Source organism: Frigoribacterium sp. CFBP 8754 (assembly GCF_014841815.1).
In the GTDB taxonomy this organism is placed as follows: Bacteria; Actinomycetota; Actinomycetes; order Actinomycetales; family Microbacteriaceae; genus Frigoribacterium; species Frigoribacterium endophyticum.
In genome coordinates this window covers 568,564-594,866 of the sequence record NZ_JACYUO010000001.1, presented here as the reverse complement: position 1 = coordinate 594,866, position 26,303 = coordinate 568,564, and the positions used below count along the sequence as shown (strand labels likewise).

Sequence of the window (26,303 nt, the reverse complement as noted above, 5' to 3'; positions counted from 1 at the left end):
CACACTCCCCCGACATCGTCGTGCACCGGGTGTTCGTGCACAGAGGGACCCTACGCCTCGCTGTGAATCCCCGCACGTCGTGCACGATCTGTGCATGCAGACCCGTGCCTCCTCCCCTCGCCCCCCGTCCGTCCGACAGGTGTCGTCTGGCCGGGAGCCGGCGCGAGCCGCCAGGGGTGCCGCCCTCCCAGCCCTCCTGCTCGCGGTCCTCCTCCTCGCCGGCGGTCCCGCCCGGCCCGTCGCGGCCGAGGCACGGCCCGGCCCGGCCGTCCCGTGGTCGTGGCCCGTGCCCGAGCCGCACCTCGTGCTCCGTCCGTTCGTCGCCCCCGAGCACCGGTGGTCGCCCGGGCACCGGGGCGTCGACCTCGCGATGACCGAGGGAGGCGCGGTGTCGGCCCCGGACGACGGGGTGGTGCACTTCGCCGGGACGGTCGTCGACCGCCCCGTGCTGTCGCTCCGGCACGCGGGCGGCGTCCTGAGCAGCATGGAGCCCGTGAGCACGGAGCTGCGGGCCGGCGACGTCGTGCAGCGGGGCCAGGCCGTAGGGGTGCTCGAGCCCGGCCACGGCTGCACCGCCTCGTGCGTCCACCTGGGGGCGCGGATCGACGGCGAGTACGTCTCACCGCTGATGATGCTGGGCCTCGGCCGGGCCAGCGTGCTGCTGCCGACCCGCCACGACGAGGTGCAGGGCTGAGGCCGCCGGGTCGGTCAGGCGCGGGGGTGGGCCGTCCGGTAGCTCTCGCGGAGTCGCTCGGTCGAGACGTGCGTGTAGATCTGCGTGGTGCCCAGGCTGGCGTGGCCGAGCATCTCCTGCACGGCACGGAGGTCGGCGCCCCCGTCGAGCAGGTGGGTCGCCGCCGTGTGCCGGAGGGCGTGGGGGCCCGACGGGCCGCTGCCCGGCAGGTCGGCCAGCAGGCCGGACACCAGGCGGTGCACCGCGCGGGTGCCGAGCCGGCCGCCGGTCGCGCCGAGGAAGAAGGCGTCGCCCGCGGGCCCGGCGCCGGCGGCTGGGTCGGCTCCGGCTCGGGCAGCGGCTCCGGCGCGGGCGGCGGCGCGGGCCGCGAGGACGGGCCGGGACCGCGTGAGGTACCGGTGCAGGGCCTCTGCGGCGGGGACGCCGAAGGGGACGACCCGCTGACGCGAGCCCTTGCCGGTCACGCGGACGGTGAGGCGGTCCAGGTCGACGTCGCCGAGGTCGGCCCCGACGAGCTCGGAGACGCGCAGCGCCGAGCCGTAGAGCAGCTCGACGACCGCGAGGTCGCGCCCCGCCACGGCGTCGTCGGCCTCGGCCCGGACGGCGAGCGACGTCAGCACGGACTCGGTCTGCGCGGTCGTCAGCACGCGGGGCAGGTGGCTCTCGGCCTTCGGGGCGCGGAGCCGGAGGCCGACGTCGACCCCGGTGCGCCCGGTCTCCTCCAGCCACCGCGTCAGGGCCCGGGCGCTGGCGGACCGGCGGGCGAGGGTGGTGCGCGCGAGGCCGGCCTCCGTGCCGCGCCAGAGCCAGTCGCGGAGCAGCTCGAGGTCGACGTCGGCGGTCTGCGGCTCCCGGCCCAGCCGCTGCCCGGCGACCGCGAGCAGGTCGGCGAGGTCGGAGAGGTACGAACGGAGGGTGTTCTCGCTCAGCCCCCGCGCGTGCCGCAGGTGCTCGACGAAGGCCTCGACGTCGACGCGCAGGGCCGTCACGGGCGCCCCGCCCCGCCGGGGCCCGCCGCGCGTCTCGTCGTCGTCACCGCGCCAGGCTACCCACGCGCGCGGCCCCTCCTCCGCCACCCCGCGGGCCCGGCGACGACCAGGCCGTCGACCTCCATCTCGGCGAGGAGCCCCCGCACCGTGTCGGCGCCGAGCCCCGAGGCCGCCGCGACCTCGTCGGTCGTGCGCTCGACGCGGGGGCTGAGGGCGTCCTGGACGCGGACGACGCGGGGGTCGACGACCTCCGGGGCCGGACCCGCGCCTCCTGCGCCGTGACCTGTCGACACGCCACGCCCGATCGGGCCCACGAGCTCGAGGACGTCGTCGACGCCCGTGACGCAGGCGGCGAGCCCCGAGCGGATCAACGCGTGGCACCCCGCCGACGACGGCGACGAGACGGGGCCGGGCACGGCGCCGACCGGGCGCCCGAGCACCTGCGCGTGGCCGGCGGTGTTCAGCGAGCCCGAGCGGCGGCCGGCCTCGACGACCACGGTCGCCGCCGTGAGGCAGGCGATGAGCCTGTTGCGCTGCAGGAACCGCCAGCGGGACGGCGTCGTGCCGCACGGCGCCTCCGCGACGAGGAGCCCGGTGCGCACGACCCGGCGGAGGAGCTCGTCGTGCCCGGCGGGGTAGAAGCGGTCGGCCCCGCCGGCCATCACCGCCACCGTCGCGGCCTCGGCCGCGAGGGCCGCGCGGTGGGCCGAGCCGTCGATGCCGTACGCCCCGCCGGAGACGACGGTCAGCCCCCGGTCGGAGAGGCCGCTGCCGAGGTCGGCGGCGACCGTCTCGCCGTACGACGTCGCCGCCCGCGCCCCCACCACGGCGACCGACGCGGCCGGGGCGGGCAGCTCACCGGCGCCGCGGAGCCAGAGGACGGCGGGCGCGTGGTCGCCCAACTCGTCGAGCTCGGCGGGCCAGCCGGGGTCGCCCGGCACGAGCAGGCGGATGTCGAGGGCCTCCGCGGCGCGCAGCGACGCCTCGGCGCGCCACCGCTGGAGCCGCGGGGCCCAGCGTCGCAGGGCCGCGTCGACCGAGAACCGGCCGAGGTCGTCGCCCGCCGGGGAGTCGCGGAGCGCGGTCTCGAGACCGCGCCCGGCCCCGCCGCCGCTCCGCTCCACGACGCACTCGACGGCGAGCCTCAGGGCGACCGCGGGCCCGAGGCCCCGGCGGGCGAGGCCCGCGACGACGTCGCCCGGCTCCGCGATGCCCGACCAGGCGGCGCGCGCGAAGACGTCGAGGCCGGCCTCGTCGGAGTCGCCCCCCGGCACCCAGGCCCGTGCGGGCCGGACCAGCCGCGCGAGGTCGTCGCCGGAGGCGTCGAGCAGCGCCCTCACAGCGACCGCCGCAGCCCGAGGGCCCGGGCGACCTGGCCCCGGCCGGGCCGGCCGACCCCGTCGAGGTCGGCGAGGGTCCAGGCGAGGCGGAGCACGCGGTCGTAGCCCCGCATGGTGAGGGCCCCCGTCTCGAGCGCCCGGTCGATCGGCGCCGAGTCGGCGACGGCCAGCCGACGGCCGGGGCCCCGGAGCCAGGCGCCCGGCACCTCCGAGCTCAGGCGCCACGGCGTGCCGGCCAGCCGGTGCCGGGCCCTCGCCCGCGCCTCCTCGACCACCTCCCTCGCCTGGGCGGTGGTGAGCACGTCCGTGGTCTCGGCGAGCCGGAACTGCGCCGAGCTGATCCGTGCCACGCGCAGCTGCACGTCGATGCGGTCGACCAGCGGGCCGGAGAGCTTCGCGAGGTAGCGCCGGCGCTGGTGGGGCGAGCAGGTGCACTCCCCCTCCCGCGAGCCCCACTGGCCGCACGGGCAGGGGTTCGCGGCGGCCACGAGCTGGAACCGGGCCGGGAAGCGCGCGACCGCCCGTGACCGGTGCACCACGGTCTCGCCCGACTCCAGCGGCTGGCGGAGGCAGTCGAGCACGGTCTGCGCGAACTCGGGCGCCTCGTCGAGGAACAGCACGCCCCGGCTCGCCCGCGACGCCGCCCCCGGGCGCAGCACCCCGCTGCCGCCGCCGACGAGCGCCGCCGCGCTGCAGGTGTGGTGCGGGCTCTCGAACGGCGGTCGTCGCTCGAGCTCGCTGCCCACCGGCAGCCCCGAGAGCGACCGGATGGAGCTGACCTCGAGGGCGGCCTCGAGGTCGAGGTCGGGCAGCAGGCCCGGCAGACGCGCGGCGAGCATGCTCTTGCCGGCCCCGGGCGGCCCGACCATCAGCAGGTGGTGCCCGCCGGCGGCCGCCGTGACGAGAGCCTGCACGGCGTCGGAGTTGCCGATGACGTCGGCGAGCCCGGGGACGGCCCCCGCGGGGGCGGCCACCGTCGACCGGCGGAGCGGCTCGGCCGGCTCGGGAGCGAGGTCGGCGCCGTGCCAGATCGCCGCGTCGCGGAGCCCGACCACGGCGACGACGCGGACGTCGGGCACGAGCGACGCCTCGTCGGCGTTGTCGGCCGGCACCATGACGATCTCGGCGCCCGCCCGGCGTGCCGCGACGACGGCCGGCAGGACCCCGTCGACGGGCCGCAGCCTGCCGTCGAGCCCGAGCTCGCCGACGTGCACGACCCGGGCGACGGACTCGGCCTCGACGAGGTCGGCCGCCGCGAGGGCCGCCACCGCGATCGCCAGGTCGAACGACGACCCGTGCTTCGGCAGCGAGGCCGGCGACAGGTTGACCGTCAGCTTGCGGGAGGGCAGCGGGCACCCGGCGTTCGAGGCCGCCGCCCGCACGCGGTCGCGGGCCTCCCCCAGCGACGCGTCGGGGAGCCCGATGATCATGAAGGCCGGCAGCCCCTGGCCGAGGTCGGCCTCGACCTCGACGACGGCACCGTCGAGCCCGAGGAGCGAGACCGCGCGCGTGCGACCCATGCTCACGAGCCGGCCCCGCGCACGTGCTCGATGCGCTCGTGCCCGCGGCACCGCTCGACCGTGATGCCGACGACGTCGATGCGGACGCCGTGGCCCACCCCCGGGTGCTCCTGGCACCACGCCCCCGCCAGCCGCCGCAGCCGGGCGAGCTTCTGCGGCGTCACCGCCTCCAGGGCCGTGCCCCAGCCCGTGCCCGACCGGGTCTTGACCTCCACGACGACCACCTCGTCGCCGTCGAGCGCGACCAGGTCGATCTCGCCCTCGCGGCACCGCCAGTTGCGGTCGACCACCCGCAGCCCCTGTGCCTCGCACCACTCGGCGGCCACGTCTTCGCCGCGCCGCCCCAGTTCGTCCTTCTCCGCCATGTCGACCTCCTGCGAGGAGACTGGCGGAGGCGCGGGGCGAGCCCACGGGGCCCGGTCACGTCGTGGGGACGACGAGCACCCAGCCCGGGCTGGGGAGGGACGCGCTACTCGTCGAGCGCGAGTTCCTTCGGCAGCTCGAGGTCGCGGGTGGTGAGCTCCTCGACGTTGACGTCCTTGAAGGTGAGCACGCGGACGGACTTCACGAAACGGTCGGAGCGGTAGACGTCCCACACCCAGACGTCGCTCATCGTCAGCTCGAAGTAGAAGTCGTGCTCCGTGTCGCGCCGCACGAGCTCCACCTCGTTCGCGAGGTAGAAGCGCCGCTCCGTCTCGACCACGTAGCGGAACTGCGACACCACGTCGCGGTACTCGCGGTACAACGCGAGCTCGACCTCTCGGTCGTAGTCTTCGAACTCGTCCTCGTCCATCGAGGGACCATCCTACGCGGCCGCGCCCGCGCCTCCCGCACGCCCTGGACGGCACGAGCAGCGGCGCCGAGGGGGCCGTCGCCGTGGATGCGGCCCCGCGCGGGCACGGCGACCCGACGGCTCAGTGCAGCCAGGTCAGGCGGTGCAGCGGCGACGGACCGAGCTCGGTCAGCGCCGCGTAGTGCGCGGTCGACCCGTAGCCCTTGTTGCCCGCCCAGCCGTAGCCGGGGTGCTCGTCGTCGGCGGCGATCATCATCCGGTCGCGGTGCACCTTGGCGATCACCGAGGCCGCGGCGACGGAGGCGCAGTCGCGGTCGGCCTTCACCCGGGTGGTGATGCGCGGCGGCGTGGAGAGCGCCGGCGTCAGGTAGTCGTGGTTGCCGTCGAGCACGACGACCGAGCTCATGATGCCGACGCCGGCCTCGTGCAGCTCCGTGAGCGCCCGCCGCCCGGCGAGGCCGAGGGCCGCGACGATGCCGATCTCGTCGACCTCTCGGGCGTCGGCCAGGCCGACGGCGTGCGCCTGGACCCAGGACGTCGCAGTCGGGTACAGGGCCTCGCGGCGCTTCTCGCTCAGCAGCTTCGAGTCACGGAGCCCCACGGGCATCTCGCCGCACTCGAGGTGCACCGCGCCGAGGCCGACGGCGACGGGCCCGGCGATGGCGCCCCGACCGACCTCGTCGCAGCCGATCACCCAGGTGGCTCCGGCCGCGTGCAGCTCGCGCTCGAGGTCGAGCGTGGGGTCGACGACCGCCATCACTCGCCCTCGCGCTCCGTGCCGCGGAAGACGGCCGGGTAGTCGTCGAGCCACGTCCAGCGGGCGGCGGGCCAGCTGATGACGAAGGCGCGGCCCACGACGTCGCTCATCGGCACGAAGCCCTGGCTCGGGGTGTCGCCGTTGTAGCGGCTGTCCTTCGAGTTGTAGCGGTTGTCGCCCATCACCCAGAGCGAGTCGGCGGGCACCGTGACCGAGAAGTCGTCGCCGGAGACGCGGTCGACGCCCGGGGGCAGGGTGACGTAGGGCTCGTCGAGCGGGACGCCGTTGACCGACATCTGGCCGAAGTCGTTGCAGCACGACACCGTGTCGCCGGGCAGCCCGATGACGCGCTTAATGAGGTGGTCGTTGCTGTCCTGCGTGCCGAGCCCGACCAGCGTGAGGAACCACGAGACGCCGTCGCCGAGGGGGTTGCCGGAGGCGGTGGTGACGGGGGCCGTGCCCTCCAGCCACCCGCCGGGGTCGGTGAAGACCACGACGTCGCCGCGCTTGACGTCGACCACGTCGGGCACGAGCTCGTTGACGATGATGCGGTCGTTGATCTGCAGCGTGTTCTCCATCGACCCCGAGGGGATGTAGAACGAGCGGATCAGGAACGTCTTGATCAAGAAGGAGATCAGCAGCGCCGCCAGGAAGATGACCAGGACGTCACGGAGGAACGTCAGGGTGCCGCGCTTCTTCTGGTCGTCACCGCGACCGGGGCGGCGCAGGAGGCGCCGCGAGGATGTGTCGTCTGTCATTTAACCGCCTGAGCTCCCCGCCATCGTATAGGGCGGGGAGCTCAGGGAAGGACGTGCGGACCGGGTCAGTGGTCGCGCTTCTCCTTGATCTTGGCCTTCTTGCCGCGCAGCTCGCGCAGGTAGTAGAGCTTCGCGCGACGCACGGCGCCGCGGCTGACGACCTCGATGTGGTCGATGACGGGCGAGTGCACGGGGAACGTGCGCTCGACGCCGACCTGGAAGCTGACCTTGCGGACGGTGAACGTCTCGCGGACGCCCTCGTTCTGCTTGCCGATGACGACACCCTGGAAGACCTGGACGCGCGAGCGCGTGCCTTCGATGATGTTCACGTGCACCTTGACGGTGTCGCCGGCGCGGAAGTCGGGGATGTCGCTGCGCAGCGTGGCTGCGTCGACGGCGTCGAGGATGTGCATGGTGGTTCGCTCTCTGCAACCGCCACAGGTCGACTGCTGCTCGTGGGTGCGGGGCACCCGAGGTGATGAAAGAGGTCGTGCGCTGACGAGAGCAGACTCCCCTGTGGCAGAGTCGTGCGCAGGCACAAGCGTCAAGTGTGCCACAGGTCGGCTCCGGGCCGCCACCGCGTCAGGAGCGCGGCGTGATGGTGATCACCGGGGCGTCGTCGGAGGCCGGGCCCCCACGAGGAGGCGTCGGCCCCGCGGCGCCGGACGCGAGGCGGTCGAGGTCGGCCAGCGACGCGGCCACCCGGCCCCGCGCCTCCCGCACGAACTGCCGCACCGCGGCGACCGCGAGGCCCAGCCCGCCCAGGATCGTCAGGACGGCGGAGACGGCGAACAGCGCCGTCGACAGGTCGACCCGGCCGTCGCCGGCGAGCTGCGTGAACGCCGAGGCCGGCCGCGACCCGGCCACGGAGTCGACGAGGAAGAAGCCGAGGGCCAGCTGGGCCAGCCAGGTCAGGAGCAGGAGGCCGGCGTCGAGCCACGAGACCGCGCGCGCCCGGCGCACGCTCCGTCGCGCCACCACGACGCCGACGGCGGCCGCCTGCGCGACGAACAGGAGGGGCACGAGGACGATCTGGCCGAGCACCTGCGCCCCGAGGGGCACCCCGAAGGCCGCACGGCCGAGCAGGACCCACAGGGGCAGCACCACGACGGCGGGCCAGAGGAGGCGGTAGAGGACTCGACGCAGCACCATGCGGTCGAGGCTAGGGAACGACGGTGGAGAATGGCTGCATGATCGAGCTGCGCACCCCCGACGAGATCGACCGCATGCGACCGGCGGGGGCGTTCGTCGCCTCCGTCCTCGAGGCGACGCGGGCGGCCGCGGCGCCGGGCGTCGACCTGCTCGACCTCGACGCCCTCGCCCACGACATGATCCGCGAGCGCGGGGCCGAGAGCAGCTACCTCGACTACCACCCGTCGTTCGGGGCCAGCCCGTTCGGGAAGGTGATCTGCACCTCCGTCAACGACGCGGCGCTGCACGGTCTGCCGCACCGGTACCGCCTGCGGAAGGGCGACCTGCTCAGCCTCGACTTCGCCTGCGCCGTCGACGGCTGGGTCGCCGACTCCGCGGTCTCGTTCGTCGTCGGCGCCGAGCCGACGCCGGACGACCGCCGACTCATCGAGACCTGCGAGCGGGCGCTCGAGGCCGGGATCGCGGCCGCGCAGCCGGGCGGCAAGCTCGGCGACGTCTCGGCCGCGATCGGCGACGTCGCCCGCGGAGCCGGGTTCTCCGTCAACCTGCAGTTCGGCGGCCACGGCGTCGGCACGACCATGCACGGCGACCCGCACGTGCCGAACGACGGCCGCGCCGGGCGGGGCTGGCCCCTCCGGCCGGGCCTCGTGATCGCGATCGAGCCGTGGCTGATGCTCGGCACGGACGAGATCGTCACCGACGCCGACGGCTGGACGCTGCGGAGCGCCGACGGCTCGCGGGCCGCGCACGCGGAGCACACGGTCGCCGTGACGGCCGAGGGCCCGCTCGTGCTGACCGCCCGCGGCTGAGCGGGGCGCGCTACTCGCCGAGCAGGTCGGGGCGGACGCGCCGGGTGCGGGCGACCTGCTGCTCGTGGCGCCAGGTCGCGATGGCGCCGTGGTTGCCGCTGAGGAGCACCGGGGGCACGTCGTGGCCCCGCCAGCTCGCGGGCTTCGTGTAGCTGGGGTACTCGAGGAGGCCACCCTCGTGGCTCTCCTCCGTCAGGCTCTCGGGGTTGCCCACGACACCCGGCACGAGGCGACCGATCGCCTCGACCATCGCCGTCACGGCGACCTCGCCGCCGTTGAGCACGTAGTCGCCGAGGCTGATCTCGCGGACGGTCACGCGCTCGGCGGCGTGCTCGACCACGCGCTGGTCGATGCCCTCGTAGCGCCCGCAGGCGAACACGAGGTGCGGGGCGACGGCCAGCTCGCGGGCGAGGGCCTGCGTGAAGGGCGTGCCCGCCGGCGAGGGCACGATCAGCGTGGTGGTCTCGGGGCTCGCCTCGTCGCCCAGCACGTGGTCGAGGGCCTCGCCCCAGGGCTCGGGCCGCATCACCATGCCGGCACCGCCGCCGTACGGGGTGTCGTCGACGGTGCGGTGCCGGTCGTGGGTGAAGTCGCGCAGGTCGTGCACGGCGACGTCGAGCAGGCCCTGCTGACGGGCCTTGCCGAGCAGGGAGATGTCGAGCACCCCGAAGAACTCCGGGAAGATCGACACGATGTCGATGCGCATCGTCAGCTGCCGTCGTCGGCGCGGTCGGCCTCGGGGGCCTCGCCCACGGCGTCGTCAGGGCTCTCACCCTCGACGTCGCCGGTGTCGACGGACGCGGCGGACTCGTCGTCGGAGCTGTCGTCGACGAGCTCCTCGAAGAGACCCGCCGGCGGGGTGACGGTGATGACGCCCGCCTCGATGTCGACGCTCGGCACGATCGCCGTCACGAACGGCACCAGCACCTCGCCCGCGGGCGTCGCCACGGCGAGCAAGTCCTGGGCGGGGAGGTGGTCGACGCGCGAGACGGTCCCGACCTCGACGCCGTCACGCTCGACCCGGAGGCCGACGAGCTGGTGGTGGTACCAGGCGTCGTCCTCGTCGGGGAGCTCGTCCAGGTCTTGGTCGACCCAAAGGATCGCCTTGACCAGGGACTCGGCGGCGGTGCGGTCGTCGACGCCCTCGAAGAAGCCGACGGGGTGGCCGTTGTACCAGCGGAGCTCGGTGAGCGTGATGCTCCGGCCGTGCCACTCACTGGTCTCGGGCACCTGCAGGGTGAAGGAGGAGCCGGGGGTGAAGCGCTGCTCGGGAGTGTCGGTGAAGAGCTCGAGCTTGAGCGCGCCCTTCAGGCCGTGCGCCTTGGTCAGGCGCCCGACCCGGAGCTGGGTCTTGTCGTTCGTGCTCACGGCCTAGAGGTCGCCGTCGACGACGTCGACCCGCACGCGCTTGCCGTCGGCCAGGGCCGTGACCAGGGTGCGGAGTGCCTTCGCCGTCCGACCGGCGCGACCGATGACGCGGCCCAGGTCGTCAGCGTGGACGTGCACCTCGAGGACGTCGCCCCGAGGAGAGGTCTTCTCCACGACCTGCACCTCGTCCGGGTGATCGACGATCCCCCGGACGAGGTGCTCGAGTGCAGGTGCGAGCACTGACTACGCCTCGGTGGTCTCGGCGTCGTCGGCGGCGGGGGCCTCGGCGGGCTCGGCCTTGGCGGGCTTCTCCGACTTGGGGACGAGGACCGGCTTCTTCTTCTCGTCGGCGACGAAGGCCTCCTTGGGGGCCTTGGTCTTGACGGTGCTGACGGCGTCGGCGTCGCCCTTGAACTTGCCCCAGTCGCCCGTGAGCTTCAGCAGCGCGGCGACCTGCTCGGTCGGCTGCGCGCCGACGCTGAGCCAGTACTGCGCGCGCTCCGACTCGACCTCGATGAACGAGGGCTCCTCGGTGGGGTGGTACTTGCCGATCTCCTCGATGACACGACCGTCGCGCTTGGTGCGCGCGTCGGCGACGACGATGCGGTAGTACGGTGCACGGATCTTGCCCATGCGCTTGAGACGGATCTTGACAGCCACAATTCTCCTGTTGATGTGATGTGGGCGAGTTGCTAGCCGTGAGCGTGGGGGCACACTCGGCTCGGAAGCTCTATGAGGTCTCGGCGGCCACCTGATTAGAGGGTCGGGCGACCGGAGACTCGACCCACCATTGTTGCAGACGAACGACCGGTTCCACCAATCTCTCGCGAACCCGCCGCCGTGTCGTCGGGCGGGGGCCGCGACACGGACGGTCACGCGACTCCCCCGGCTGTCAGGATGGGTCGGCGCGCACGCGCCGAGCGGGAGGCAGCACCCATGCAGATCGACTTCACCAGCTCAGAGCGGTCGACCCTCGGCGTCGAGTGGGAGCTGGCCCTCGTCGACCACGAGAGCGGCGAACTGGCCCCTCGCGCTCCGCAGATCCTCGCCGACCTGGCCCACCTCAACGAGGACGGCGACCGTCTGACGAACGAGCTCCTGACCAACACCGTCGAGGTCGTCACCGGGGTGCACCACCGGGTCGCCGGGGCCGTCGACGACCTCCGGGCCACCATCGACCAGGTCCGTGGCCCGGCGGCCGCGCTCGGCGCCGACCTCATCTGCGCCGGCACGCACCCGTACAGCCGGTACGTCGACCAGGAGGTCACCCCCGACAAGGAGCGGTACGCCACGCTGATCGACCGCACCCGCTGGTGGGGCCGCCAGATGATGATCTGGGGCGTCCACGTCCACGTCGGGATCGACTCGCGCGACAAGGTGCTCCCGATCATGAACGGCATGCTCACCTACCTGCCTCACTTCCAGGCCCTGACGGCCTCCAGCCCGTTCTGGGTGGGCGAGGAGACGGGCTACGCCTCGAACCGCGCCCTGATGTTCCAGCAGCTGCCCACGGCCGGCCTGCCGCCCCAGTTCGAGACCTGGTCGGAGTACGAGGCCATGGTCGCGGACCTGACCCTCACGGGCGTGATCGACGACCACAGCGAACTGCGTTGGGACCTGCGCCCCTCGCCGAGGTGGGGGACGCTCGAGAGCCGGGTCTTCGACGGCATCGCGACCACCGACGAGGTCGCCGCCGTGACCGCCCTCGTCCAGTGCCTGGTGGACGACATGTCCGACCGCCTGGACCGCGGCGAGACGCTGCCCTCGATGCAGCCCTGGTTCGTCCGCGAGAACAAGTGGCGCGCGGCCCGCTACGGCATGGACGCGATCGTCATCCAGAACGCCGCGGGCGACGAGCGCCTCGTGACCGACGACCTGCGAGACCTGGTGACGACCCTCGAGCCCGCCGCCGATCGCCTGGGCTGCCTCGACGAGCTGCACTCGCTCGCGTCGATCACCGACCGGGGCGCCAGCTACCAGCGCCAACTGGCCGTGGCCGCGGCCCACGGCGGCGATCTCCGTCCGGTCGTCGCGTCGCTGGTCCGCGAGTTCGACGAGGGGCTCTCCGCGGACCTGTGACGCCGTGCCGCGGGCACGAGAACGGCACGGACGGGCAGGAGGCTCGACGTAACACGGCGTAACAGTCGGGCACGGCCCGCCCGGCTGCCATTCGATGCACCGATGAGACATCCGATATTCCTCACGTCCATCCCACCGCTCGTGGCGGCGGTCCTGGGCGTCGCGCTCGTCGCCGACGCCCTGACCCCGCCCCCGCAGGCCGCGTCGGCCTCGACGCTCGACGGTCCGCCGCCGCCGACCGGTGACAGCGGCGTCCCCGCCGACGAGCCGTTCGCAGGGACGGCGCCGCTCGTCACGGCGCTCGGGGGCGGCGACTCCGCCGAGACGGTCTCCGTCTCGTGGCGGTCGCCGGCCCGCGTCCCCGCCGGCGCCACGACGATCACCCTCGACGCGGCGGTCACGACCGAGCTGGCCGGCCCCCGCTCGTTCGCGGTCCTCCGCGACGGCGTGGGCCCCGACGTCGCCTCCCCCGACCGGACCGCCGACGAGATCGTGACCGTCGAGACGACCCCGGACCGTCCGACGACCGTGCGCCTCTCGGTCGAGGCTCCTCCCGAGGGGACCGCGATCACGCTGGGCTGGTCGAGCGACGCCGGATCGCCGTGGCAGCCCGTCGCCGAGGCCGACCTCTCGACCCCGGTCGTCTCGAGCCCCGGTGCCCGTGCCGGTCTGGCGTGCGGCGTCGCCCTGCCCGGCGACCGTGACCACGACCTCGTCCCCGACGACCTCGAGCGCGGCGGCTACGCCCTCGTCGACTCCTCCCTCGTCCCCTGGCGGGACGACCTCGCCGCTCGCGGTCACACGAAGTACCTCTCGGACCCGAACCACTGCCGCTCCGCCCGCGACCCCTACACCGATCTCGAGAAGGTGTCGGCCATGATGCCGGGCGGCACCCGCACCGAGGCCCGCGACCCGCTCGTGGCCGCCGCGCCCGCCGTCGGCGTCGATCTCGAGAAGCTCGTCGTGACGCTGAACGACACGACCAGCGACTCGACGACCCGGACGCGCAGCCTCTCGACGACGAACTCGTGGAGCAGGACCCTCGGCGGCAAGGTCGGCGTCGAGAGCGGAGCCTCGGCCGGGCCGGAGGGCCTGAGCGGCGAGACGAAGGTGTCACAGGAGTTCAACTTCTCGTGGACCCGGTCACACAGCGTGACGGAGGGCACCTCGACGTCGTGGCAGGAGCTCGTCACCCGGAGCGCGTCGAAGGCCGCCTCGCTGAACGGCAACGTCCGCTACCACAACGCCGGCAGCGCACCCGTCTTCGATGCGCACCCGACGACCAGCTGGGTGCTGGAGGGGCAGCAGACCATGGCCAGCTTCCGAGCCGGCCCGAACTTCCGGGCGGACGCCCTGGGCGCCGGAGAGAGCTACCCGGCCCGGGGCTCGGCGGCGCTCTCGGTCGAGACCATCAACGACGCCGGCACCGTCGACCTCACCGCGACCGCGGACGAGCTGGAGCAGCTGGGTCGGAGCGGCGAGGTGTCGCTCGACACGCCCCAGACGTCCGGCACCTTCGGCCGCGTGGTCTCGGGGCGCCTCGATCCGGCGGCCGGCCAGTGGGGCCCCGTGCTCACCGGCATCCACGAGTCCACGGCGACCCTGGTGCTGGACGCCGGGATCGACACGGCCCAGCGCCACGTCGTGGCACCGGACCTCCGCGACCCGGACGACTCGACCCCGCGGCTGACGATCGGGGAGGCCATCGACCGGGCCTTCGCCGTCGAGCGGATCGACGGGCATCGCTGGTACCGCAGCCCCGACCTCGCCTCCCCGACGAACCGGGCTCCGCTCCTGCTCGACGAGCGGGCGGTCCTCCTCACCATGGACGAGGCCACGGGCGCGGCCGTCCGCGACCAGCAGCGCGACGGGAGGTCGGTCTACGACGTCGAGCTGCGCCGCGGCATGCAGATCGGCATCAAGTCGGCGGATCAGCACTCCGACTTCGACGACGGCGACTTCTCGGGGTGGACGGGCCACGCGTCGACGCCGGGGACGGTGCGCCCGGCCGGCGCCGGCGAGATCTCGTGGACGAAGGAGGGCCTCACCCCGGGCCACCGCTACCGTGTCTCGTTCCGCTCGAAGAACGCGCCCTCGGGCTCGAGCTCGACCATGTGGCTCGACGACCCCACGCACCAGGTGCCCCTGGACCGAGCCCCGACTCCCCCTGGCTGGACGAGCCAGCCGACGTTCGTGGAGTTCACGGCAGCCACGACGACGGTGAGGCTGCACGGACGCGCCGAGATCGACGACCTGTCCTTCTTCAGCCTCGGCGCGAGCCGTCGAGCGGACATCAGCTGGGTGAGCCGGATGGGGGACGACCTGGCGATCCCGGACACGACGACGCCGCTCACGACGCAGGTCGACGTCCTCAGCCGAGGCGGCGCCCAGGCGCTGGACCTGCTCGTCGGGCGCTCCGGGCGTGCGATCGACCTGTCGACCTCCGTCGTGGAGGTCACGGGACCCGCTCTGGGCGCCTGGAGCACGGGCCCGACGTACAAGGCACGGGGGCACGTCAACCTCCCGGTCGTGGCGCAGGGCACCTCGACCGTCACCGTGTACTCCCCCCGGCAGGGATCGACGGCCGCGTGCGACTACTGCCTCGAGCCGATCGCCGCCCTCACCGTCGACGTCGGCGCCTCGAAGCCCGCGACGGTGGCCTTCCACTACCGGGAGGGCGCCTCGAAGCACATGTGCACCGTCCGTTTCCGTGCTCTCGAGACACCCGGGTTCCGGGGAGAGGTGGCCGAGTCCGTCGACTTCAGGTCGAACAGCCACTCGTGCAGGAACGACGACGCCTACTACGTGTCGTTCACGAACATGCCGATCGGGACGGAGCTCAGCGTCTTCGACTCACCGGACGGTTCTCGCAACGACGACTTCTTCATCTGGGAGACGACCGTGCCGACGTCCGGCCTGCTCTGGACGGACGCCCGGGAGCGCCCCGCCGGCGTCACGGTGCAGGAACAGAGCTACCGCAACGGCCTCGTGGGCAAGGTGTCACGCTTCGAGCTGCACTACCCGGGCACCTGGTGAGCGCCCGGTGACGACTCGGGGCCCGCGGTCGCACCGCGGGCCCCGAGTCACCACCCGTCACGGACGGCCCGACCGGGTCAGCCCCGGCCGAGGAACTTCTGCAGCGACGCCATCTCCTCCGCCGAGGGGGCACCGTCGCCGGCGGGGGCACCGCCGAGGCCGAAGCCGGACCCGCTGGCCGGCGCCGCGCCCCCCGGCTTGCTGCCGGTCGCGAGGGCCGCGTTCTGGGCCGCGCGCTTGGCGGGGTTGCCGGCCTTCGAGCCCTTCTTCTTGGCGGCCGGGCGCTTGCCGCCGTAGGAGGCCCCGGGGATCGGGCCCATGCCGGGCACCTGGGGCACGCCGCCCTTGGCCACGGTCTTCATCATCTTGGAGGCCTGCTCGAAGCGCTGGACGAGCTGGTTCACGTCGGTGACCGTCATGCCCGAGCCCCGCGCGATGCGGAGTCGGCGCGACCCGTTGAGGAGCTTCGGCAGGGCCCGCTCCTGCGGCGTCATCGACTGGATGATCGCCTCGGTGCGGACGATCTCGCGCTCGTCGAAGTTCTCGAGCTGCTCGCGCATGCCCTTGGCGCCCGGCAGCATGCCGAGCATGCCCTTGATCGACCCCATCTTGCGCAGCTGCTGCATCTGCTTGAGGAAGTCGTCGAGCGTGAAGTTGTCGGTCGCGATCTTCTCCGCGACGGCACGGGCCTCGGCCTCGTCGAACGCGCCCTGCGCCTGCTCGATGAGCGAGAGGATGTCGCCGAGGTCGAGGATGCGGCTCGCCATGCGGTCGGGGTGGAAGGGCTCGAAGGCGTCGAGGGTCTCGCCCGTCGACGCGAACATGATGGGGCGACCCGTCACCGAGGCCACGCTGAGCGCGGCGCCGCCGCGCGCGTCGCCGTCGAGCTTCGACAGGACGACGCCGGTGAAGTCGACGCCCGCCTGGAAGGCCTTGGCGGTCGCGACGGCGTCCTGGCCGATCATCGCGTCGATGACGAAGAGCACCTCGTCGGGGTCGACCGCCTTGCGGATGTTCGCGGCCTGCTTCATCATCTCGGCGTCGACGCCGAGGCGGCCGGCGGTGTCGATGATGACGGTGTCGTAGACCTTGTCGCGGGCGAACTTCATGGCCTGCTTGGCGACCTTGACGGGGTCGCCGACGCCGTTGCCCGGCTCGGGGGCGAACACGGCCGCGCCGGCCTGCTCGCCGACGACCTGCAGCTGCTGCACGGCGTTGGGGCGCTGGAGGTCACAGGCCACGAGCAACGGCGTGTGGCCGTCCTTCGCGAGCCACTTCGCGAGCTTGCCGGCGAGGGTCGTCTTGCCGGCGCCCTGGAGGCCGGCGAGCATGATCACGGTCGGCGGGTTCTTCGCGAACTCGAGCCGACGCTGGCGACCGCCGAGGATCTCGATGAGCTCTTCGTTGACGATCTGGACGACCTGCTGGGCCGGGTTCAGGGCCTTGCTGACCTCGTCGCCGAGCGCCCGGTCGCGCACCGTGTTCGTGAACGCCTTGACGACGTCGAACGCGACGTCGGCGTCGAGCAGGGCACGACGGATCTCGCGGACGGTGCCGTCGACGTCGGCGGGGCTGAGCTTGCCCTTGTTGCGGAGGTTCTTGAACGTGTCCGCGAGGCGGTCAGAGAGGGTTCCGAATGTGGCCATGGTGTCGCCATCTTAACCGACGACGGGCCGCGGGTCGCCCCCGTGGGCCGACCCGCGCCTCCCCCGGGGCCGCCCGGCCGGGCACCGGTCAGCCGATGAGGTTCTGCACGAAGACGTGCGGCGTGAAGCCGGTGAGGTCGCCGATGCCCTCGCCCTGCCCGACGAGCTTGATCGGGATGCCGGTCTGCTCCTGCACGGCGAGGACGAACCCGCCGCGGGCCGAGCCGTCGAGCTTCGTCAGCACCAGGCCGGTCACGCCGGCGTGCTCGATGAAGGCCTGCGCCTGGGCGAGGCCGTTCTGGCCCGTCGTCGCGTCGAGCACGAGCAGCACCTCGGCGATCTCGGTCTGCTTCTCGACGACCCGCTTGATCTTCGAGAGCTCGTCCATCAGGCCCGACTTCGTCTGCAGGCGCCCCGCGGTGTCGATCAGGACGATCTCGACGCCGGTGCGCATCGCGTACTCGACGGTCTGGAACGCGACCGAGGCTGGATCCTGGCCCGGCTGCTGGGGGCGGACGATCTGCGCGCCCGCGCGCTCGGCCCAGGTGGCGACCTGCTCGACGGCGGCGGCGCGGAACGTGTCGGCCGCGCCGACCACGACCGACCGGTCGTAGTTGCGGAGGAACTTCGCGAACTTGCCGATCGTCGTGGTCTTGCCGACGCCGTTGACGCCGACCATCAGCACGACGGCCGGCCGGGCGCTGAGCTTGAGGGTGGAGTCGAGGGCCGAGAGGCGCTCCTCCAGCGTCTCGCGGAGCATGCGCTTGAGGTCGGCGGGGTCGGTCGTCGAGTAGCGCTGCACCTTCTCGCGCAGGTCGTCGATGACCTGCTCGGTGACGTCGGGGCCGAAGTCGGCGCCGATCAGCGCCTCCTCCAGGTCGTCCCACGTGGTCTCGTCGATCGTCTTCTTCGCGAACATGCCACGGAGTGCACCGGAGAGGGACCAGGGGGAAGCCATGCGCTCAGCCTATTCGCAGTCGGCCGCGGACCGACCTCCTGCTAGTGTCGAGACGTTGAAGGGGAGTATTCCGTTCACGGTGCGTCGTCAATACGGAAGAGCCCAGTCTCGACCCGGTGCATCGGCTCGATCATCTGACGATCGAGTGGAAGAGACCTTCAGTACACATTCATGCGTACTGAAGGGAACTGCATGGACGTCTCACTCGTCACCTGGATCATCACGATCGCCGGAATCCTCGGGCTCCTCGTCTTCGACTTCTACAGCCACGTGCGCACGCCGCACGAGCCCACCATCCGCGAGTCGGCCATCTGGTCCGCCGTCTACATCGGCATCGCGATCCTGTTCGGCGTGGGCGTCGGCATCTTCTCGAACTGGACGTTCGGCGGTGAGTACTTCGCGGGCTACATCACCGAGAAGGCCCTGTCGGTCGACAACCTCTTCGTCTTCCTGATCATCATGACGGCGTTCGCCGTCCCGCGGATCTACCAGCAGAAGGTCCTGCTCGTCGGCATCGCGATCGCGCTGATCTCGCGCGGCCTCTTCATCGCCGCCGGCGTCGCGATCATCGACAACTTCTCGTGGGTCTTCTACCTGTTCGGCCTCCTCCTCTTCTGGCTCGCCTACAGCCAGGTCAAGGGCGGAGAAGACGAGGGCGACCAGGCCGACAGCAAGCTCATCCGCTTCCTGCGCCGCATCATCCCCACCTCCCCCGACTACGTCGAGGACCGCCTCACCACCAAGATCGACGGCAAGCGCCTCTTCACCCCGCTCTTCCTGGTGATGGTCGCGATCGGCCTCACCGACGTGCTCTTCGCGCTCGACTCGATCCCGGCGATCTTCGGCCTCACGCAGGAGGCGTACATCGTCTTCACCGCGAACGCCTTCTCGCTGCTCGGCCTCCGCCAGCTGTACTTCCTGATCTCGGGCCTGCTCGAGCGCCTCGTGTACCTGGCCCAGGGCCTCGCGGTCATCCTCGCGTTCATCGGCGTGAAGCTCCTCTTCCACGCTCTGCACGTGAACGAGGTACCGTTCATCAACGGCGGTCAGCCGGTCGAGTGGGTCCCCGAGATCCCGATCTGGTTCTCCCTCAGCTTCATCCTCGCGACGATCGCCGTCGCCACGGTCCTCAGTCTCGCCAAGGTGCGTCGAGACGGGAAGCGCGAGGTCGTGGTGCCGGTGAAGGAGCCCAGCGACAGCTGATCGCCGTCACTCCGCCGCCGCCCCACGAGGGCGGCGGCGCACCGGCCCTCGATCGAACAGGAACACCCGCTCATGCGACTCGAACTCATCCGCCACGGCCAGACCGACTGGAACAGCCAGGACAAGCTCCAGGGCTCGTCCGACGTCCCGCTCAACGAGACCGGTCGAGGCCAGGCCCGCGAGGCCGCACGGCTGCTCTCGGGCGAGCCGTGGTCGGCGATCGTGTCGTCGCCGCTCGGTCGGGCCCGCGAGACGGCGCAGATCATCGCGTCCGAGCTCGGGATCGAGCTCGGCGACGCGTACGACGAGCTGATCGAGCGCGACTACGCCTCGCGGGAGGGCCAGGTGCCGGACTCGCCCATCCCCGACGAGCCGAACGAGTCGTACCCCGACATCGAGCCCCGTGAGTCGGTGGCGGCCCGCGGCCTCGGTGCCCTCGAGATGATCCGCGACACGCGCCTCCCCCTCGACGGCCCCGACGCGAGCATCGTCGTCGTCTGCCACGGCACGATCATCCGCTTCACCCTGTCGGCGATCATGGGCAGCGAGGCGCCCCACATCGAGAACGCCGCCGCCAACACCGTCGAGTGGGACGGCGAGTCGTGGAAGGTGCTCACGGTCAACGGGGCGCTGCACGAGGCCGACGCCGACTGACCGGCCGACCCCCGCTCCCTCTCGAGACGACCCGCGCCTCCCCCGCTCCTCCGCGAGCCCGGGAGGCGCGGGTCGTCTCGTCGTCGGGGGCCCGGCCCCCGAGGGGGTCGGTCAGCCGACCTGCTCGGCCGCGACCCGCTGGCCGACGACGGCGCTCACGCCGTCCTGGCGCATCGACACCCCGTAGAGCGCGTCGGCGATCTCCATCGTGCGCTTCTGGTGCGTGATGACGATCAGCTGGCTGGACTCGCGGAGGTCCTGGAAGATCGTCAGGAGGCGGCCGAGGTTCGCGTCGTCGAGGGCGGCCTCGACCTCGTCCATGATGTAGAACGGGCTCGGCCGGGCCTTGAAGATCGCGATGAGCAGCGCGACCGCCGCGAGCGAGCGCTCGCCGCCGCTGAGCAGCGAGAGCCGCTCGATCTTCTTGCCGGCGGGGCGCACGGTCACCTCGATGCCCGTGCCGAGGAGGTCGTCGGGGTCGGTCAGGGTCAGCGAGCCGCTGCCCCCCGGGAAGAGCACCGGGAACACCCGGTCGAAGGCGGCGCTCGTGTCGGCGAAGGCGCTGGCGAAGACGGTCTGCATCTTCGCGTCGATCTCGTCGATGATGGTCAGGAGGTCGCGCCGGGTCGCGGTGAGGTCGGTCAGCTGGTCGGCGAGGAAGGCGTGCCGCTGCTCGAGGGCGGAGAACTCCTCCAGGGCGAGCGGGTTCACGCGCCCGAGCCGGGCCAGCTTGGCCTCCGCCGCGGCGAGGCGCCGCATCTGTGCCTCCCGGTCGTAGGGCGTGCTCGGGAGGTCGTCGGGAGCGTCGGCGCTGGCGTCGTCGTCGGGATCGAGGTCAGCCACCCGCGCCGTGGCCAGCGCGGCGTCGTCGGGCACCGGCACGTCGGGCCCGTACTCGGCCACGAGGACCTCCTCGGAGAGCCCCAGCTCGGACGCGGCCCGCTCGAGCAGCTGACCGACGTGCAGCTTCTTCTCGTAGATCTCCATCTCGAGGCCATGCACGTGCTCGGTGACGGAGCTCAGTCGCTCCCGCAGGGCCCGCTCGTCGCGCCGGAGCGCCACGAGCTCCTCGTTCTGCTCCGCGCGGGCGGCCTCCCGGGCGGCCAGGTCGGTGCGGGCCTCGCCCAGCGAGCGAGCGACGGAGTCGACGACCAGGGGCAGGGCGTCGAGCACCGCCGAGGTCGTCGCCATCTGCTGCTGCCGGAGCACCGTGCGCCGCGCCTGCTCCTCCGCGGCGGCGGCCTGCTGACGACGACGCCGCTCGAGCCCCTCGGCCCTCGCGACCTCGGTACGCACCCGCTCGCGGACGGTCTCCAGGCGGACGCGGGCCTCGACCTCGGTGCCCCGCGCACGCTCGACCTCGGCGACGACGTCGTCCCGCCCCGACGCGTCGAGGACGGGGCGCGGACGGGCGGCGTGCTCGTCGTGGGCCGCGACGGCCTCCGTCACCCGCGCCTCCGCCTGCTGCACGGACGACTCGGCGTCGCCGAGCGCGCCGCGGAGGCGCTCCACCTCGGCCTCGGCCGCCTCGACCCGGGCGCGCACGCGGTCGAGCCGCTGCTCCTGGGCCGCGAGGGCCTGCTCCTGCGCCCGCGCCGCGGCGGCGGCCTGCCGTACAGCCGCGGCGGCCTCGCGGAGGGCCGTGCGGGCGGCCGCCAGCTGGTCGGCGGCCTCGTCGTGCTCGCGGGCGAGGTCGTCGACGGCGGCACCGACGCCGACGAGCCGCTCGGCGGCCTCGTCGCGGTCGGCGACGAGCTCGAGGCGCGAACGCTCGCCGCCCGACCCGCCGCGGAGGACCCAGTCGGTGAGGACCTCGCCGGAGCGCGTGATGACCGTCACGGGGAGGGGGTGCTCCGTCAGGGCCGCCCACGCGCGGCGGGCGGCGTCGAGGTCGACGGCGAGCACGGTGCTAGCGAGCAGGCCGAGCACGCCCTCGGGAGCCGTCACGACCGACACGGCGGCGACGGCCCCGTCGGGCAGGGCGACGGCCAGGTCAGCGCGGGGGCGGGCGGGCTCGGCGACGACGACCTCGACGCGGCCGAGGGCCTCGTCGGCCGCGTGCGCGACCGCGTCCAGGGCCGCGGCGGAGTCGTCGGCCAGCACGCCGTCCACGACGCTGCCGAGGGCCGCGGCGACCGCGACCTCCCACCCCTCGTCGACCTGGACGTGCTCGGCGACGAGGCCCCGGACCCCGGGCCGGCCGGCGGCGACCAGAGTCGACGAGCCGTCGCCCTGGTCGAGGGCCATGGCCAGCGCCGCCCGGCGGGCGGCGAGAGCGTCGCGCTCGCGCTCGGCGGCGTGACGTCGGTCGCGCAGGTCGTCGACCCGCGCCTCCTGCTCGGCGACGCGGGACTCGAGCTCGGCGACGCGTCGCTCGGCCTCGTCGCGCACGGCGGCGTGGTCGACGGGCCGGGGAGCCACGGCGTCCGCTCCCCCGTCGGCGGCGGAGGCGGGGTCGGAGGCGGGGTTCGGGTCGGGCGCCGGTCCGGACGCCGAGCGCTCGAGCTCCTCCTGCTCCGCCCGGCCCGCGGCGAGGCGCTGCTCGGCCGCCTCGAGCGCGGCACCCTGGCGGAGCAGCTCGCCGCGGACGGCGGCGAGGCCGGACCGCGCGGCGTCGGCCGCGCCCCGGAGCCGCGAGAGCTCGAGGTCGTGCCGCGCGACCTCGGCGCTGCGCGCCGCGATCTGCTCGTCGAGGGCGTCGAGCCGCGACCGGGCCGCCGCGACGTCGGCGCCCGCGCGGGCGACGGCCGCCTCGGCCTCGGCGACGCCGCCCTGCAGCCGGACGGCCTCCTCGCGCGCGTCGGCGACCATGCCCGCGCTGACCGTCGTCTCGACGGCGGGCTGGTCGCTCTGCTGGGCGAGCAGCTGGAGGCGCTGCTGGGCCAGGCTGGTGAGGCTGCGGAGGCGTTCGTGCACGGACTCGAGCCCGAACGCGACGCGGCGGGCCTGGTCGACGGCGTCGCCGATCATCGCCTGCTCGAGCCGGTGCTCCCGGGCCTTGGCCTGGTCGAGCTGCTCCTGGAGCACCTGCCGCTCGGCACGCCGCTCGGACTCGGTGCGGCCCTGGCGCGCGAGCACGTCGCGGAGGCCGACGACCTCGTCGGCGACGAGCCGGGCCCGGGCGTCGCGCACCACCGCGGCGATGGTCTGGGCCTCCCGCGCGACCGCGGCCTGCCGGCCCAGGGGCTTGAGCTGTCGCCGCAGCTCGCCGGCGAGGTCGCTCAGCCTCGTCAGGTTGGCCTGCATGGCGTCGAGCTTGCGGAGGGTCTTCTCCTTGCGGCGCCGGTGCTTCAGGATGCCCGCGGCCTCCTCGACGAAGCCCCGGCGCTCCTCCGGGGTGGCGTGCAGCACCGCGTCGAGCTGGCCCTGGCCGACGATGACGTGCATCTCGCGCCCGAGCCCGGAGTCGCTGAGCAGCTCCTGCACGTCGAGGAGCCGACAGCCCTCGCCGTTGATCGCGTACTCGCTGCCGCCCGAGCGGAAGAGCGTGCGGCTGATCGTCACCTCGGCGTAGTCGATCGGCAGGGCTCCGTCGGAGTTGTCGATGGTGAGCACGACCTGGGCCCGGCCGAGGGGCCCCCGGGTCGAGGTGCCGGCGAAGATGACGTCCTCCATCTTTCCGCCGCGGAGGTTCTTGGCGCCTTGCTCGCCCATGACCCAGGCGAGCGCGTCGACGACGTTGCTCTTGCCCGAGCCGTTGGGGCCGACGACGCAGGTGACGCCGGGCTCGAAGGCGAAGGTGGTCGGCGACGCGAACGACTTGAAGCCCTTGAGGGTGAGGCTCTTCAGGTGCACCCGGGGCCCCCCTTCGTCTCGCGCGTCACGGAACGGGACGGCCGACGACGACCGGGGCCCGTGCCTCCCAGGATAGGTGCGGCCACCGACGACGCCGGGACCGACACCGGCCCGCCCCTCAGGCCCCGTGCACCCGCTGGCACCGGGGGCAGAAGTGGCTCGAGCGGTTCATGAACGCCGCACGCTCGATCGGGGTGCCGCAGCGCGGGCAGGGCTTGCCCTGCTGGCCGTAGGCCGCCAGGCTGTGGCTGAAGTAGCCCGACTGCCCGTTGACGTTGACGTACTGCGCGTCGAAGCTCGTGCCTCCCTCGCCCAGGGCGCGGAGCAGCACCGTGCGCACCTCGGCGAGCAGGGTCCGGGCACGGGCCCGGGTCAGGCTCTCGGTGGGCTGCTCGGGGTGCACGCGGGCCGCCCAGAGGCTCTCGTCGGCGTAGATGTTGCCCACGCCGCTCAGCAGGCCCTGGTCGAGCAGGGCCCGCTTGACGCCGGTGCGCCGGGCGAGCAGCCGCGTCAGCACCCGCCCCTCGTCGAAGGCCGGGTCGAGGGGGTCGCGCGCGATGTGCGAGACCTGCTGCGGCACGCGGAGCTCCCAGGAGGCGCGGGTCGGGTCGGCGGGACGGCCGTCGGCCGCGCTCGGCAGCGGCTCGGAGCCGAGCAGCTCGGAGCCGGCCCAGCCCGCGGGCGCCCCGTCGAGCGTGGGGACGGTCTCGTCGAGGGCCATGGAGCCGAAGATGCGCTGGTCGACGAAGGCGAGGCGCAGCGGCCCGTGCGCGGGGCTCTCGACGTCGAGCCGCACCCGCATCAGGCGGTCGGGCTCGGCGTCGCGCTCGCGCAGCAGCACCTGGCCGCTCATGCCGAGGTGCGCCACGAGCGCCAGCGGCTGGTCATGCACGGCCGCGGGCTCGAACGGGAACCAGAGGAACTTGCCCCGGCGCACCGCCGCGTCGAGGGTGCCGCCCACGAGGCGGTCGACGAAGTCGTCGGAGGGGCCGCGGTGCCGCTTCAGCGACCGGTCGTCGAGCACCTCGACGTCGGTGACGACGGCGCCGGCGACCACCGGTGCGAGGCCGGCGCGGACGACCTCGACCTCGGGGAGCTCCGGCACGGGTCAGCGAGCCCCGGCGCTGAGCCGGGTCCACGCGTCGAGCGCGGCGGCCATCTCGGCCTGCTTCTTGCTGCTGCCGTGGCCCGTCGCGACGTCGTCGGCGCCGAGCCGGACGATGGCGTGGAACCGCTTGTCGTGGTCGGGGCCGCTGTCGGTGAGGTGGTACGACGGGGCGCCGAGGCCGAGCGAGGCCGCCAGTTCTTGCAGGCTCGTCTTCGGGTCCATCGCGGCGCCGAAGCGGTCGGGGTCGACGAGCAGCGGCGCCACGAGGCGCAGGACGAACTCCGTCGCCGCGTCGGCGCCGGCGTCGAGGTAGGTCGCCCCGATGATCGCCTCGACGGTGTCGGCGAGGATCGAGTGCTTCTCGCGGCCGCCGGTGAGCTCCTCGCCCCGGCCGAGGCGCAGGTGCCGGCCGAGGTCGATGTTGCGGGCCACCTCGGCCAGCGCGACCGTGCTGACGAGGCTCGCCCGCCGCTTGGCGAGCTCGCCCTCGTCGAGGTCGGGGTTCTCGGTGAACAGCATGACCGTGACGGCCTGGCCGAGGATGGAGTCGCCGAGGAACTCGAGGCGCTCGTTGTTGCCGATGCCGCCGTGCTCGTACGCGTACGAGCGGTGCGTCAGGGCGAGGTCGATCAGCTCGTCGCTGACGTCGATCTGCAGGCGTGACAGAAGATCAGCCCGGTCGGCGCTGGCGCTCGACACGGGCTGATCCCTCGTGGACGTCACTTCGAGACCTCGAAGACGGACGTGGTCACGCTCGACGTGCTCAGACGTCGGCGACCTTGCGGCCCTTGTACTCCATGTACAGGGCGGTGCCGGCGCTGTCTTCCACGACCTTGGCGCGGTGCGGGAGGCTGTAGGTGACCTTGCCGTTCTCGATGGTCTTCACGAGCTGCACGGGAGTGGCCTTCCACTGCGAGCGGCGGGCGTGCGTGTTGGAGCGGGACTGCTTCCTCTTGGGAACGGCCATGAGGTTCTCTTCTCTGTTGCGGCGCCCTCGCGGGTGCCTGGTCTGTCGTGGTGGTGACGCGCGTGGTGCTGACGCGGTGGTGCTAGTGCTGCTCGCCCTGCTCACCGCGGTCGTGGTGACCCGGGCTCGCTGGCTCGCCGTCGGCAGGTGCCGATTCAGCCTGGAACCCCGCGAGGGCCGACCACCGGGGATCGACGTTCTCATGAGGCGTGTAGTCGGGGATGTCCTCGATACGTTCACCCGTCACCGGGTCGAGTCCAGGGCAATCCGGCCGACACACCGGCTGGAAGGGCAGTGACAGAACCACTGCGTCTCTCACCACGGGTTCAAGATCCACGTGATCGTCTTGAACCTGATAGTCGAAAGCTTCGTCGATAGCGTACGCGAAAAGCTCGGCGAAATCGACTTCGACGGGCTGCTCGATGGCGCGCAGGCACCGGCTGCACTCGCCGGTGGCCGTCGAGGAGACGTGCCCGGAGGCGAGGATGCCGTCGTGCAGGCCCTCGAGGCGCACGTCGAGCTCGAGGGCGGCACCGGTCGCGACCGCGACCGGGCCCTCTCCGAGCTTCTCGGGCACCGTGACGTCGACGGTGTGCTCGCGCATCTCGCCTGCGCGGTGCAGCAGGTCGTACACCGTCAGCGTGTAGGGGGTGGGGGTGAAGTGAGGCACGAGGGGA

General features: G+C 73.2%; 26 protein-coding genes. 6 read left to right on the top strand and 20 right to left on the bottom strand.

The annotated features are described in order from the left end of the window. Window positions 1-286 precede the first annotated feature (286 nt). On the top strand, window positions 287-694 hold the full coding sequence (locus IFT72_RS16325) for a M23 family metallopeptidase (RefSeq protein WP_192045496.1): 408 nt from the start codon (window positions 287-289) through the stop codon (window positions 692-694). A 14-nt stretch (window positions 695-708) separates the two neighbouring features. Here IFT72_RS16325 and IFT72_RS02745 read toward each other — a convergent pair whose 3' ends face one another. The 9 genes from IFT72_RS02745 to IFT72_RS02705 form a co-directional block, all read right to left on the bottom strand. Then, the gene (locus IFT72_RS02745) at window positions 709-1,683 is read right to left on the bottom strand and encodes a tyrosine recombinase XerC (RefSeq protein WP_371741145.1); all 975 of its coding nucleotides are present in this window, start codon (window positions 1,681-1,683) and stop codon (window positions 709-711) included. A 56-nt stretch (window positions 1,684-1,739) separates the two neighbouring features. Next, window positions 1,740-3,023, bottom strand: a complete 1,284-nt coding sequence (gene dprA, locus IFT72_RS02740; RefSeq protein ID WP_371741144.1) for a DNA-processing protein DprA — start codon at window positions 3,021-3,023, stop codon at window positions 1,740-1,742. Then, window positions 3,020-4,549: a YifB family Mg chelatase-like AAA ATPase gene (locus IFT72_RS02735; RefSeq protein WP_192045495.1), complete on the bottom strand. Its 1,530-nt coding sequence runs from the start codon at window positions 4,547-4,549 to the stop codon at window positions 3,020-3,022. Before IFT72_RS02735 ends, dprA begins: the two co-directional genes overlap by 4 nt. Then, a complete protein-coding gene (locus IFT72_RS02730; RefSeq protein ID WP_056053606.1) occupies window positions 4,546-4,908 on the bottom strand; it encodes a YraN family protein in 363 nt (120 codons plus the stop codon). The genes IFT72_RS02735 and IFT72_RS02730 overlap by 4 nt, the downstream gene beginning before the upstream one ends. A 104-nt stretch (window positions 4,909-5,012) precedes the next feature. After that, window positions 5,013-5,336, bottom strand: coding sequence for a DUF2469 domain-containing protein (locus tag IFT72_RS02725; RefSeq protein WP_056053603.1), 324 nt, complete (start codon window positions 5,334-5,336; stop codon window positions 5,013-5,015). Window positions 5,337-5,457: 121 nt separating this feature from the next. Next, window positions 5,458-6,093, bottom strand: a complete 636-nt coding sequence (locus tag IFT72_RS02720) for a ribonuclease HII (protein WP_192045494.1) — start codon at window positions 6,091-6,093, stop codon at window positions 5,458-5,460. Continuing rightward, on the bottom strand, window positions 6,093-6,851 hold the full coding sequence (lepB, locus tag IFT72_RS02715) for a signal peptidase I (RefSeq protein WP_167258851.1): 759 nt from the start codon (window positions 6,849-6,851) through the stop codon (window positions 6,093-6,095). The genes IFT72_RS02720 and lepB overlap by 1 nt, the downstream gene beginning before the upstream one ends. 65 nt (window positions 6,852-6,916) lie before the next feature. Then, window positions 6,917-7,264 carry a 50S ribosomal protein L19 gene (rplS, locus tag IFT72_RS02710; protein WP_185232051.1) on the bottom strand — a complete coding sequence of 116 codons (348 nt, stop codon included), beginning with the start codon at window positions 7,262-7,264 and terminating at the stop codon, window positions 6,917-6,919. Between the two features lie 169 nt (window positions 7,265-7,433). Further along, the gene (locus tag IFT72_RS02705; protein ID WP_056053593.1) at window positions 7,434-8,003 is read right to left on the bottom strand and encodes a hypothetical protein; all 570 of its coding nucleotides are present in this window, start codon (window positions 8,001-8,003) and stop codon (window positions 7,434-7,436) included. 38 nt (window positions 8,004-8,041) lie between these two features. On the opposite strand from IFT72_RS02705, the gene map reads away from it, so the two are divergent. After that, window positions 8,042-8,812, top strand: a complete 771-nt coding sequence (gene map, locus IFT72_RS02700; RefSeq protein WP_056053590.1) for a type I methionyl aminopeptidase — start codon at window positions 8,042-8,044, stop codon at window positions 8,810-8,812. A 10-nt stretch (window positions 8,813-8,822) separates the two neighbouring features. Here the strand turns inward: map and trmD are convergent, their stop codons facing one another. The 4 genes from trmD to rpsP are packed head-to-tail and all read right to left on the bottom strand — an operon-like array spanning window position 8,823 to window position 10,840. Then, window positions 8,823-9,518, bottom strand: coding sequence for a tRNA (guanosine(37)-N1)-methyltransferase TrmD (gene trmD / locus IFT72_RS02695; RefSeq protein ID WP_167258848.1), 696 nt, complete (start codon window positions 9,516-9,518; stop codon window positions 8,823-8,825). Window positions 9,519-9,520: 2 nt separating this feature from the next. After that, on the bottom strand, window positions 9,521-10,180 hold the full coding sequence (rimM, locus tag IFT72_RS02690; protein WP_082514291.1) for a ribosome maturation factor RimM: 660 nt from the start codon (window positions 10,178-10,180) through the stop codon (window positions 9,521-9,523). A 3-nt stretch (window positions 10,181-10,183) separates the two neighbouring features. Then, window positions 10,184-10,420 carry an RNA-binding protein gene (locus IFT72_RS02685; RefSeq protein ID WP_056053586.1) on the bottom strand — a complete coding sequence of 79 codons (237 nt, stop codon included), beginning with the start codon at window positions 10,418-10,420 and terminating at the stop codon, window positions 10,184-10,186. Window positions 10,421-10,423: 3 nt separating this feature from the next. After that, window positions 10,424-10,840 carry a 30S ribosomal protein S16 gene (rpsP, locus tag IFT72_RS02680; RefSeq protein ID WP_056053584.1) on the bottom strand — a complete coding sequence of 139 codons (417 nt, stop codon included), beginning with the start codon at window positions 10,838-10,840 and terminating at the stop codon, window positions 10,424-10,426. A gap of 276 nt (window positions 10,841-11,116) precedes the next feature. On the opposite strand from rpsP, the gene IFT72_RS02675 reads away from it, so the two are divergent. Together IFT72_RS02675 and IFT72_RS02670 are read left to right on the top strand one after the other, a co-directional pair. Then, entirely contained in the window at window positions 11,117-12,259 is a 1,143-nt protein-coding gene (locus tag IFT72_RS02675) for a glutamate--cysteine ligase (RefSeq protein ID WP_056053578.1), read from the top strand. A gap of 102 nt (window positions 12,260-12,361) precedes the next feature. Next, the gene (locus IFT72_RS02670; protein WP_192045493.1) at window positions 12,362-15,295 is read left to right on the top strand and encodes a binary toxin-like calcium binding domain-containing protein; all 2,934 of its coding nucleotides are present in this window, start codon (window positions 12,362-12,364) and stop codon (window positions 15,293-15,295) included. Between the two features lie 77 nt (window positions 15,296-15,372). Here IFT72_RS02670 and ffh read toward each other — a convergent pair whose 3' ends face one another. Further along, a complete protein-coding gene (ffh, locus tag IFT72_RS02665) occupies window positions 15,373-16,941 on the bottom strand; it encodes a signal recognition particle protein (protein ID WP_192045492.1) in 1,569 nt (522 codons plus the stop codon). An 88-nt stretch (window positions 16,942-17,029) separates the two neighbouring features. Beyond that, the gene (gene ftsY, locus IFT72_RS02660) at window positions 17,030-17,899 is read right to left on the bottom strand and encodes a signal recognition particle-docking protein FtsY (RefSeq protein WP_056053569.1); all 870 of its coding nucleotides are present in this window, start codon (window positions 17,897-17,899) and stop codon (window positions 17,030-17,032) included. Between the two features lie 192 nt (window positions 17,900-18,091). Between ftsY and IFT72_RS02655 the strand changes: the two genes are divergently transcribed. Beyond that, window positions 18,092-19,102, top strand: coding sequence for a TerC family protein (locus IFT72_RS02655; protein ID WP_056053566.1), 1,011 nt, complete (start codon window positions 18,092-18,094; stop codon window positions 19,100-19,102). Window positions 19,103-19,174: 72 nt separating this feature from the next. Further along, window positions 19,175-19,756: a histidine phosphatase family protein gene (locus tag IFT72_RS02650; RefSeq protein WP_056053564.1), complete on the top strand. Its 582-nt coding sequence runs from the start codon at window positions 19,175-19,177 to the stop codon at window positions 19,754-19,756. 111 nt (window positions 19,757-19,867) lie between these two features. Here IFT72_RS02650 and smc read toward each other — a convergent pair whose 3' ends face one another. From smc to IFT72_RS02625, 5 genes are all read right to left on the bottom strand, one after another. Beyond that, on the bottom strand, window positions 19,868-23,551 hold the full coding sequence (smc, locus tag IFT72_RS02645; protein WP_192045491.1) for a chromosome segregation protein SMC: 3,684 nt from the start codon (window positions 23,549-23,551) through the stop codon (window positions 19,868-19,870). Between the two features lie 118 nt (window positions 23,552-23,669). Beyond that, window positions 23,670-24,656: a bifunctional DNA-formamidopyrimidine glycosylase/DNA-(apurinic or apyrimidinic site) lyase gene (gene mutM / locus IFT72_RS02640; protein ID WP_192045490.1), complete on the bottom strand. Its 987-nt coding sequence runs from the start codon at window positions 24,654-24,656 to the stop codon at window positions 23,670-23,672. Between the two features lie 3 nt (window positions 24,657-24,659). Continuing rightward, window positions 24,660-25,358, bottom strand: coding sequence for a ribonuclease III (rnc, locus tag IFT72_RS02635; protein WP_056053555.1), 699 nt, complete (start codon window positions 25,356-25,358; stop codon window positions 24,660-24,662). Window positions 25,359-25,422: 64 nt separating this feature from the next. Continuing rightward, window positions 25,423-25,626, bottom strand: a complete 204-nt coding sequence (rpmF, locus tag IFT72_RS02630; protein ID WP_043593937.1) for a 50S ribosomal protein L32 — start codon at window positions 25,624-25,626, stop codon at window positions 25,423-25,425. 82 nt (window positions 25,627-25,708) lie between these two features. After that, window positions 25,709-26,296, bottom strand: coding sequence for a DUF177 domain-containing protein (locus tag IFT72_RS02625; RefSeq protein ID WP_371741142.1), 588 nt, complete (start codon window positions 26,294-26,296; stop codon window positions 25,709-25,711). Window positions 26,297-26,303 lie beyond the last annotated feature (7 nt).